Raw genomic sequence first — 9,429 nt, 5'->3', positions numbered from 1 at the left:
GAGCTGCAGACACTCTTCGCGATCTGGACCGGCGCCTGCCCCACCTGTCACCGCGACATGCCAGACCTCGCACCAACATGACCAAGCCCTACTAGTGCCGTGACCGCATTGGTTCGCCGGGTTGATCAGGCTGCGATCTTGAGAGGGCGTCCGCCCCAGCGGATGCCTTTCTCACCGCGGATGCGGGCGCGTTCCCGACGTTGCTCGGCCTACACGGCGGACGCTGCCGCCCCCGAGGTGCAGGCGAACAGGCATGCAGGCATGGGCCGATACGACGGCATGGCCGCTTCGGCCAAGTTCAATTGGCGATTTTTAGCCAACGGTTGCCGGTGGGGCAGCAGGGAAGGCGGTGGGGGCTGTCTTGGTTGACCATTGATCAATTACCTTGTGCCGTAAGCCAGTCACTGACCTTGAGGGAGCCCCATGTCCACCGCGCAGCAGGTGCCCGACATCCTCTCGCCCGAGTTCGCCGCGGACCCCTACCCGGCGTACCGTCTGATGCGCGACACCGCGCCCCTCATCTGGCACGAGGCCACGCAGAGTTACATCATCTCGCGCTACGAGGACGTCGAGCGCGTCTTCAAGGACAAGAACGGCGAGTTCACCACCGACAACTACGACTGGCAGATCGAGCCCGTGCACGGCAAGACGATCCTCCAGCTCAGCGGCCGTGAGCACGCCGTGCGCCGCGCCCTCGTCGCCCCCGCCTTCCGCGGCGCCGACCTCCAGGAGAAGTTCCTCCCCGTCATCGAGCGCAACTCGCGCGAACTGATCGACGCCTTCCGGAACTCCGGCTCCGCCGACCTGGTCAACGACTACGCCACCCGCTTCCCGGTCAACGTGATCGCCGACATGCTGGGCCTCGACAAGGCGGACCACGCGCGCTTCCACCGTTGGTACACGTCCGTCATCGCCTTCCTCGGCAACCTCTCGGGTGACCCCGAGGTGGCCGCGGCGGGCGAGCGGACCCGTGTCGAGTTCGCCGAGTACATGCTGCCGATCATCCGGGAACGCCGCGAGAACCTGGGCGACGACCTGCTGTCCACGCTGTGCGCCGCCGAGGTCGACGGTGTGCGGATGAGCGACGAGGACATAAAGGCGTTCTGCAGCCTGCTGCTCGCCGCCGGCGGCGAGACCACCGACAAGGCGATCGCCAGCATCTTCGCGAACCTGCTGCTCCACCCCGACCAGCTCGCCGCTGTCCGCGCGGACCGCGACCTGATCCCGCGGGCCTTCGCCGAGACCCTGCGGTACACCCCGCCCGTCCACATGATCATGCGGCAGTCCGCGACCGAGGTGAAGCTCAGCGGCGGCACCATACCCGCCGGTGTCACCGTCACCTGCCTGATAGGCGCCGCCAACCGCGACGAGAGCCGCTACCGCGACCCCGACCGCTTCGACATCTTCCGCGACGACCTGACCACCACGACCGCCTTCTCCGCCGCCGCCGACCACCTCGCCTTCGCGCTCGGCCGGCACTTCTGCGTCGGCGCGCTGCTCGCCAAGGCGGAGGTCGAGATCGGCGTCAGCCAGCTGCTGGACGCCATGCCCGACATACGCCTCGCCGACGGCTTCGACCCGGTCGAGGAAGGCGTCTTCACCCGCGGACCGCAGCGCCTGCCGGTGCGGTTCACGCCCGTGACGGCCGCCTGACCGCCTTACCGGCACCACCGCCGAGGTGATGGGCCCCGCCCAAGGGCCCATGTGCCCGCGCTGCCGCACCACCGGGTGGGCCGGGCTGCCGCGCGACCGGGCGCCCGCCCTACCGGGTCATCGGGCGCCCGCTCTACTGCACCACCGGCGTGAACTGCACCGGCAGCGCCGTCAGCCCCCGCATCCAGATCGACGGACGCCAGGTCAGCGTCTCCGGCTCCACCGACAGCACCAGGTCGGGCAGCCGCTCCAGCAGCGTCTCGACCGCCGTCCGCGCCATCACGTCCGCAAGCAGCGGTGCCGGATAGGGGCAGCGGTGCTCGCCGTTGCTGAACGACAGGTGCGCGGCGTTCTCCGCGCCCACGTGCGTCTCCGGCCAGATCTGCGGATCGGTGTTGGCCGCGGCCAGCCCCAGCACCAGGCAGTCGCCCGCCCTGATCTGTCGCCCGCCCAGCTGGGTGTCCCGAACGGCCCAGCGCCCGATGAAGTTCTGCGTCGGCGTGTCCAGCCACAGCGCCTCGTTGAGCGCCTCGCCCACACTGAGCCGGCCGCCCGACACGTTCACCGCGAACCGCTCGTCCGTCAGCAGCAGCCGCAGCGTGTTGCAGATCCAGTTCGCGGTCGGCTGCTGCGCCGCGGCGATCACCGAGATCAGGTCCTGGACGATCTCCTCGTCCGTCAGTCCCGCCGGATCCAGCAGCATGCGCGAGGTGACGTCCGGACCGGGGCTTTCCCGCTTGTCCTTCACCAGCTGCCGCAGCCGCTCGCCCACGCGCCCGTACGCCGCCACCGGGTCGTCGCCCTCCGCCGCGTCCAGCGAGATCCGCAGGTCCTCGACGAGCTGCTGGGTGTCCTCACCCGAGGTCGGCATCCCGCACATCTGCACCACGGCCCGCATCGGCAGGGCGTGCGCGTATCCGGTCATCAGCTCCGCCTGCCCGCTGCCCGCGAAGTCGGCGATGAGCCGGTCGGCGATCAGCTGGCAGTTGCGCGCCAGCTCGAACTGGTCGACGCCCTCCAGCGCCTGAGTGATCACTCCGGCCCGCCGCCGGTGCTCGTCGCCCTCGGTGAACAGCACCGACGGCTGGTAGCCGACGTACGGCAGCAGCGGCCAGTCCGCCGGGATGTTCTCCCACTGGTTCCAGCGCCGGGAGTCCCGCGCGAACAGCTCGTCGTGGCTGGTCACGTACGTAACCTCGGAATAGCCGAGCACCAGCCAGGCCGGGATGTCCCCGTCGAGCAGCACCGGCGCGACCGCGCCGTGCTCGCGGCGCATCGCGCGGTACAGCTGCGACGGCGTCTGCTGGTACTCGAGCCCCGCCAGGCGCACCGCGTCGGTGTGGGCGGGGCAGCCCGGCGGAGCCGGTTGCGCGGAAGAGGGGTCGGTCATGGTGTCGCCTCCTGGGCCATCGCCCGTTCGTACAGGTGGTCCACGAGGGTGACCAGCACGTCCTTGCCGGACTGCCGGACCCGCGCGTCGCAGTCGAGCATCGGCACGTGCTCGGGCAGCGCGAGCGCCTGGCGGATCTCCTCCAGGGAGTACCGGTGGGTGTCGTCGTCGAACCGATTGACGGCCACCACGAACGGCGTCTTGTGGTGCTCCAGCCGGTCTATCGCGTACCAGGAGTCGTTCATCCGGCGCGTGTCCACGAGCACCACGGCACCCAGCGTTCCGGAGAACAGCCTGTCCCACAGGAACCAGAAGCGTTCCTGGCCCGGCGCGCCGAACAGGTACAGCACCATGCGTTCGTTGAGGCTGATCCGCCCGAAGTCGAACGCCACCGTCGTGGTCGTCTTCGTCGAGACCGCACTGGTCTCGTCGACGCCGACGCCGGCCTGCGTCATCACCTCCTCGGTGTTCAGCGGCCGGATCTCGCTCACCGAGCGGACCAGGGTCGTCTTGCCGACACCGAAACCGCCCACGATGACGATCTTCAGGCCGGTCTCCGCCGCGTCGGCCAGTGGCGTGCGGTGGGAGGGCAGCTCAGAGGTTGCGGAGCCCATGGAGCACCTCCTTGAGAAGGGCGGAATCGGGGAGCGAGGCGACGGACTGCGCCGCGCGCGGGTGGCGGGCGGTGATGCGGCCCATGTCGAGCAGGTCGCCGAGCAGGATCCGCACCACCGTGATGGGCAGTTTCAGCTCCGCGGCGATCTCGACGACAGCCGTGGGGTGTTGGCACAGCTCCAGGATCCGGGCGTGCTCCGACTGCATTCCCGCCGTGGGCCGGCACTCACTGACGATCAGGGTGACCAGGTCGAAGGAGTCGTCGGCGCGGCTCCGGCCGGCCGTGACCGTGTAGAGCCGGTCGGGGGCACCGGTGTCCACGGGCTTGCGCATCACGACGCGGCACTCCCCGGAACGGGCTCTCGGGGCTCGGCGCGCAGGTGCTCGCCGATCTGCTCCACCAGCTCCGTCATCTGATGGCCCACCACGCCGGGGTCGGCGTCCTCCTCGGCGAGGACGGCCAGATGCGCTCCCTCGCCGGCCTCCACGATGAACAGCAGGCCGCCGTGGAACTCGGTCATGGACTGCCGGACGCCGCCGGTGCCGTCGCCGAACTCCACGGACGCGCCTTGGGCCAGGGCCTGGATGCCGGAGCAGATCGCCGCCAGCTGGTCGCCCTGGTCGAGCGTCAGGTGTTCGGTCCAGCAGAGCTTCAGGCCGTCCCGGGACAGGGCCAGAGCGTGCCGGGTGCCGGGGGTGCACTTCAGGAGGCTCTGGAGGAGCCAGGTGAGGCTGTTGTCGGTGGTCTGCATGATGGGTGATGGGACGGTGGTGCCGGTTGACCGGTCACCGGCCCGTTCCTCCAATCTCAGGAACTCGAGCGGGAAGTGGGCGCCGACGCCCCGGGCGCCGTACGGGAAAGGGGTTGGCGGCTACGGGGCGGCCGGCGGCTCGGACTCGGGCCGGGCATCCGGTCCGGCGGTGCCGCCCGCGGCCCGGCGCCCGCGGTGGAAGGCGCCGAACCGGGCGCCCGCGTCGCGTGCCGGGCGCTGCTCCGGGCGGTCTCCGTCCGCCGTCTCGGACGCGGCCCCGGATGCCGCCTCGGACGCCGACCGGCGCTGCTCGCGCTCCCGCTCCGCCTCGGCCATGGTGCGGCCGGGGGCACGGACGGGCAGGCCGTTCAGCGTGGAGCCGGTGGCGCGCCGGGGCTGTCCCTGTTCGGGCAGCTCCGGCCGGGCGGCGGGCCGCTCCGGGACGCCGGGGCGCGAGGTGGGCTCGGACGCCGGGGCCGGGGCGGGCGAGGCGGCGGGGGCGGGGCCCGGCGTGGGCGCGGTCCCCGCGGCGGGGCGGCCGGCCGGCCCGCGCGACACCGACTCGCGCTGCTGAGCGAGCAGTTGCTGGGGCAGCAGTACGACGACGCCGGTGCCGCCGCGCGACGAGGGGCGGTAGTTGACGCTGATGCCGTACTTCACCGCGAGCCGTCCGACCACGGCGAGGCCGAGGCGGGTGCCCTGGAGCGAGGCGAGGTCGGTCATGTGACCGGACACCGCCTCCTCGGCGCGGCGCATGGCCGCGTCGGCCATCTTCAGGCCGCTGTCCTCGATGGTGACGACCATGCCGGCGCTGCGGTCCTCGACGTAGACGTGCACCTCGTCGATGGGCGGGGAGAAGTTCGCGGCGTTGTCCATCAGTTCGGCGAGCAGATGCATGACGCCCTCGGCGGCGAAGCCGGAGATCGCGGCGGTGGTGGAGCAGTGCAGGCGCACCCGCTGGTAGGCGGCGATTCGGCCGACGGCGCCGCGCAGGATGCTCTCCATCACGATCGGCTTGTTCCAGGCGCGGCTGGACCGGCCGCCCATGAGCAGCGCGAGCCGGTCGGTCATCAGGCCGAGCTGGGAGGTGCTGTGGTCCAGCTTCAGCAGGTCGCCGAAGACCTCCTCGCCGTATCGTTCCTGCATGTCCCGCAGGTCGGCGAGCATGCTGACGGACTTGGCCTGGACGCGGCTGAGCGCCCTGGCGGAGGCGGCCTGTGCCGCGGCGGCGCGCCGCTCGCTGTGGGCGAGTTCGCGGACGAACGACTCGGTCGGGGTGCGGACCATGGGCAGCCGCGGCAGGTCGAGTTCGGCGAGCACCGTGTCGGCAGACCGGCCCTCGCGCAGCCGGGCGACCACGGCGGGCAGGGTCTCCTGCGCCAGCCGCTCCAGCGCGGCGGCCGCCTCGTTCAGCTCGTACTGGGCCTGCCGGCGCTCGCCGTCCAGGGCGGCCGCGTGCTGTACGCCTTCCTCGACGGCGGCGGCGAAGGTGTGCACGATCCGGCCCGGCTGCGGGTCGGACGGCAGGGGCACGCTGCCCAGCGCGTCGGCCGCGCTCGTGCCGTCCCGCAGCTGCTTGGCCACGGCGGGCAACGTCACGTTGACCAGGTGCGCGGTCTCCGCCGACAGCTGCGCCGACTGCGCCTTGAGACGGCCGGTCTCGGATGTCTGCGCGGCGGCCGTGCGCCGGGCCCGCTGGACGAGCCGGTGGCTGACGAGGACGGCCGCGGCCACGCACACCCAGGCGACCGCCGCCACGGTCAGCGCCCAGGTGCGGGCGCCGGACGGCGCCAGGGCGACGGCCACGCCGCCGGCCGCGGCACTCACCACCAGTACGACCAGGGGCGTGGTCGGCGAGGTGCGCGGCCCCTTCGCCGGCCGGTGCTGACTGAGCGGTGCAGGCACTGACATTCCGCGGTCCCTCGGTCCATGAGATCAGAAGAAACGGGGCAGCCGACTCACGGCGGCCGCAGGTCGGAAAGGGGGTCGCCAAGTGGACGACGATCTTCCGACCGGGTACCTGCTCATGCTAGCCACACTGCCGCGCGAGAAGATCTGACTAGCTGCACAGTCCGCCGGTGACCCAAGTTCGTCGTGAACCAACCGCCTGAACGTCAGTCCGTGATAAAGGAGATGACGTCCCCTCAGTCCGGCTGACACACAGGGACAGGCTGCAAATGCGTTGACAAAGTGTCAAAATTGTAAAAGTGAACGCCTTCCACACGTCAACTTCGAACACCAACAACCACTTTCCAGCCAACCAAACGCAGGCCGAAGCCGAACCCAACCAACTTCCATTGCTGTTGGGACACCCGGCGAGGGCGGCGGCGACTGAGGTGAACCCCGGTCAGTGGAAGGACGGCACGCCCCGGGCGAGGTGAGCGGCAGACGAGTCGGGCTGTACGCCGGGTTCTGTTCCCCGGGTTCCTCGCGGAGCCCCGGGCGACGGCCATCCGTCTGGTGCCGTGACCGCATTGGTTCGCCGGGTGGGATCCGGCAGGATCTTGTGCATGTTCGAAGAGAAGCTCGAAGCGCTCTCGCAGGCGATGGCCGAGCACATGGCCATGCCGTTCCCGCCAAGCTTCCGCGGCCTGGACATCGAGGACCAGGACATGGTGATGCTTGATGCGGACGCCTACGGCTACGCCCTGGGCGTTCTCAAAGGCTCACTCGACGAACAGCGCGGTGAAGGCTTGATCCGGCTGACGGCGGTGTTCGAGAAGGTTCTCCCGGCGATCGACGACGAGTACGCGACCAGGTACTACACGCACGTCCGCGACATAGCTGTGCTGGCCGCCGAAGTCGAGACTCTGCGCGAGAAGTAGCCCTCCGACCGGGAAGATTCGCCCGGCTCGTTGTCGCGGCGGTTGGATGTGTGCGGTGACGTCCGATCCGACCGCTGGAGGCGCGATGGCCGGGCCTGTCCGTGTGCGCAGGTCAACCGACCAGGAGGGGCAGAAGCTGCAGCAGATCGTGCGCCGGGGCAGCACCGGTTCGGTGCGGTTCCGGCGCGCGATGATGCTGCTGGCCTCGGCCGGCGGGAACCGGGTCCCGGTGATCGCGAAGCTCGTCCAGGCCGACGCTCGCCACCCTGACGTGCCGGCCGGGCAACGTCGGGAACGCGCCCGCATCCGCAGTGAGAAAGGCATCCACTGGGGCGGACGCCCTCTCCGCGCAGTCGCCGGAAGTGCTGGGCGATCTCCTTGACATGGGTGCGGGTGTAGAACGGCGCGGTCGCGACCAGGGCGTCCGCGCCCAGCTCGGTGGCGGACCTGGCGTGCTCGACGACGCGCGCGGTGGTGGTGTCGATGACACCGGCCGGCACCGGAACCCTGCCGTTGGCCACATCGATCACGGTCTCCAGCGCCGTGGCGCGCTGTTCATCGGTGAGGTACGCGACCTCGCCGGTCGATCCGAGCGCGAACAGCCCCTGCACACCACCGGAGATGAGGTGCTCGACGAGCCGGGCGAGGGACGCGGTGTCGACGTCCCCCGGGAGTCGAGCGGGGTGCAGACCGGCGGGACGACGCCGTGCAGCGGTGCGGTCGGAGACATGGTGAGGGCTCCAGCTTGGTCGATGCACCGATCCGTGGCCGGGGCGGCCGCACGGAGTATGACATAAGATGTCCTATGTCTGGCGTCACCTTAGACAGATGCTTCTGTGACCGGTCAAGGGGAAAACGCGCCTCAGGACATGGATCGCCTCGCTGAACCCGCCCGGTGGCGGGGCCGGTTACCGCTGCTGGACGCTTCCGTACAGATAGCTTCTGGCGCCGTTCAACGTGGCACGGCTCCACGCGTCCACATCGGCGGGCCCCATCGCCGGCCAGTCCGGCGTGTTCTCCACCAATTCACGCCCCAGCCTGCGCCCCAACTCGACCAGGCGGGCCCCCTCGGCGGTGCGCTCGTCCGCGTACCGGTGCAATGCCTCGGCCGGCGAGGAGGAACCACGCAGTGCGCGCTCCAGACACAGTGCGTCCTGAAGCGCCTTGACCGCGCCGCTGGCGGTGTGCGGCCGGGTGACGCTCGCCGCGTCGCCCGCCAGCAGGAACGGCGGCTTCGCGGTCCGGGGCACGACGAAATCGGCGACCGGATGGAGCGCCTGCGAGGCGTGCTCGCCCCGGGCGACGACATCGGCCCACTCCGCCGGGAAGTGCTCCTCCGCGATGCTCCGTACATACGAGGCGGAGACCGGGACTTCCGACTCCGCCGCCACCGGGGGAAACCCGTAAATGGCGTAGGCCAGCAGACGCGATCCCGGAACGGCCCCCGGAATCAGATAGAAGACACCGTGCCCGCCCGGAAAACCCAGCGTGATCCAGGCGGTCCGCAGAAGTTCCAGCTGCTTCGGATGGTCGCGGAGCGCGCTCAGCGGAATCGTGCCCCGCCACACCAGATATCCGGCGGGAACGGGCGCCACCTCCGGTGCGATCAGCTCGCGGGTGACCGACCGGTGCCCGTCCGCCCCCACGACGATGTCGTACTCCTGCTCTCCGTCCGCGGTACGGACCAGAGCACGGCCGGAGGAGGTCCGGCCGACGGAACTGACGGGCAGCCCGCGGTGGTACACGCTCTCCCCGATGCCCGAACGCAACGCCCGCCACAACAGGCCCCAGTTGCACGGTGTCACCGGGCTCGCCTGCCGTGCCAGCTCACGCGCCGACCGCCGGCCCGGCGCCCGGGCGAGCCAGATACGGGTGGCGACGGGCGTCGTCGGCATGTCCGCGCCCAGATACCCGCCCGCGACCAACTCCTGATGCAGTAGCGGCGGGATGACGATGCCGAACCCACGGTCCTGCAACTCGCCGTTGCTGCGCTCGTGGACGGTGACATCCGCCCCGGCCCGCGCCCCTGCGATCGCCATGGCGCAGCCGGCGATGCTGCCGCCGACCACCCCGATGCGTAAGCCCGTCACTGCCACCGCGCTACCACCTGTTCTGACGCTCCGGGAGATGCTGAACACCCTCATCGTCGCACTAGCTTCCGACCCGCTGCGGCTGGTGCAATGCCACATCACGG

At 70.6% G+C, this 9,429-nt stretch carries 8 protein-coding genes and 2 pseudogenes; 3 read left to right on the top strand and 7 right to left on the bottom strand.

All coding sequences use genetic code 11. The features are described from left to right. Positions 1 to 423 precede the first annotated feature (423 nt). Complete coding sequence (locus tag ACGFU7_RS21570) at positions 424 to 1,653, top strand: cytochrome P450 (protein ID WP_393697610.1); 1,230 nt, start codon at positions 424 to 426, stop codon at positions 1,651 to 1,653. 133 nt (positions 1,654 to 1,786) lie between these two features. Here ACGFU7_RS21570 and ACGFU7_RS21565 read toward each other — a convergent pair whose 3' ends face one another. The 5 genes from ACGFU7_RS21565 to ACGFU7_RS21545 all read right to left on the bottom strand — a co-directional run bounded on the left by ACGFU7_RS21565 (position 1,787) and on the right by ACGFU7_RS21545 (position 6,321). Then, complete coding sequence (locus ACGFU7_RS21565; RefSeq protein WP_393697609.1) at positions 1,787 to 3,043, bottom strand: cytochrome P450; 1,257 nt, start codon at positions 3,041 to 3,043, stop codon at positions 1,787 to 1,789. Then, on the bottom strand, positions 3,040 to 3,657 hold the full coding sequence (locus tag ACGFU7_RS21560) for an ATP/GTP-binding protein (RefSeq protein WP_393697608.1): 618 nt from the start codon (positions 3,655 to 3,657) through the stop codon (positions 3,040 to 3,042). Before ACGFU7_RS21560 ends, ACGFU7_RS21565 begins: the two co-directional genes overlap by 4 nt. Next, positions 3,638 to 3,994: a DUF742 domain-containing protein gene (locus ACGFU7_RS21555; RefSeq protein ID WP_389803439.1), complete on the bottom strand. Its 357-nt coding sequence runs from the start codon at positions 3,992 to 3,994 to the stop codon at positions 3,638 to 3,640. The genes ACGFU7_RS21560 and ACGFU7_RS21555 overlap by 20 nt, the downstream gene beginning before the upstream one ends. Next, complete coding sequence (locus tag ACGFU7_RS21550; RefSeq protein ID WP_393697607.1) at positions 3,991 to 4,410, bottom strand: roadblock/LC7 domain-containing protein; 420 nt, start codon at positions 4,408 to 4,410, stop codon at positions 3,991 to 3,993. Before ACGFU7_RS21550 ends, ACGFU7_RS21555 begins: the two co-directional genes overlap by 4 nt. A gap of 120 nt (positions 4,411 to 4,530) precedes the next feature. Next, on the bottom strand, positions 4,531 to 6,321 hold the full coding sequence (locus tag ACGFU7_RS21545; RefSeq protein ID WP_393697606.1) for an ATP-binding protein: 1,791 nt from the start codon (positions 6,319 to 6,321) through the stop codon (positions 4,531 to 4,533). A gap of 599 nt (positions 6,322 to 6,920) precedes the next feature. On the opposite strand from ACGFU7_RS21545, the gene ACGFU7_RS21540 reads away from it, so the two are divergent. After that, entirely contained in the window at positions 6,921 to 7,235 is a 315-nt protein-coding gene (locus ACGFU7_RS21540; protein WP_393697605.1) for a hypothetical protein, read from the top strand. 85 nt (positions 7,236 to 7,320) lie between these two features. Continuing rightward, positions 7,321 to 7,491, top strand: a pseudogene (locus ACGFU7_RS21535) (IS630 family transposase); the annotation flags it as partial. Between the two features lie 85 nt (positions 7,492 to 7,576). Here ACGFU7_RS21535 and ACGFU7_RS21530 read toward each other — a convergent pair. Together ACGFU7_RS21530 and ACGFU7_RS21525 are read right to left on the bottom strand one after the other, a co-directional pair. Beyond that, positions 7,577 to 7,965 (bottom strand): annotated as a pseudogene (locus tag ACGFU7_RS21530) (dihydrodipicolinate synthase family protein); the annotation flags it as partial. Positions 7,966 to 8,143: 178 nt separating this feature from the next. Next, entirely contained in the window at positions 8,144 to 9,325 is a 1,182-nt protein-coding gene (locus tag ACGFU7_RS21525) for an FAD-dependent monooxygenase (protein ID WP_393697604.1), read from the bottom strand. Positions 9,326 to 9,429 lie beyond the last annotated feature (104 nt).

This window comes from Streptomyces sp. NPDC048473, from assembly GCF_043200155.1.
Taxonomy (GTDB): Bacteria; Actinomycetota; Actinomycetes; order Streptomycetales; family Streptomycetaceae; genus Streptomyces.
Note: the sequence above shows the minus strand (reverse complement) of the source record. Positions and strands in the feature narration are given on the sequence as shown.

Excerpts from the sequence above, each read along its gene's own strand:
- ACGFU7_RS21550 (WP_393697607.1), bottom strand. The coding sequence starts at position 4,410 with ATGCAGACCACCGACAACAGCCTCACCTGGCTCCTCCAGAGCCTCCTG.
- ACGFU7_RS21545 (WP_393697606.1), bottom strand. The coding sequence starts at position 6,321 with ATGTCAGTGCCTGCACCGCTCAGTCAGCACCGGCCGGCGAAGGGGCCG.
- ACGFU7_RS21565 (WP_393697609.1), bottom strand. The coding sequence starts at position 3,043 with ATGACCGACCCCTCTTCCGCGCAACCGGCTCCGCCGGGCTGCCCCGCC.
- ACGFU7_RS21540 (WP_393697605.1), top strand. The coding sequence starts at position 6,921 with ATGTTCGAAGAGAAGCTCGAAGCGCTCTCGCAGGCGATGGCCGAGCAC.
- ACGFU7_RS21570 (WP_393697610.1), top strand. The coding sequence starts at position 424 with ATGTCCACCGCGCAGCAGGTGCCCGACATCCTCTCGCCCGAGTTCGCC.
- ACGFU7_RS21560 (WP_393697608.1), bottom strand. The coding sequence starts at position 3,657 with ATGGGCTCCGCAACCTCTGAGCTGCCCTCCCACCGCACGCCACTGGCC.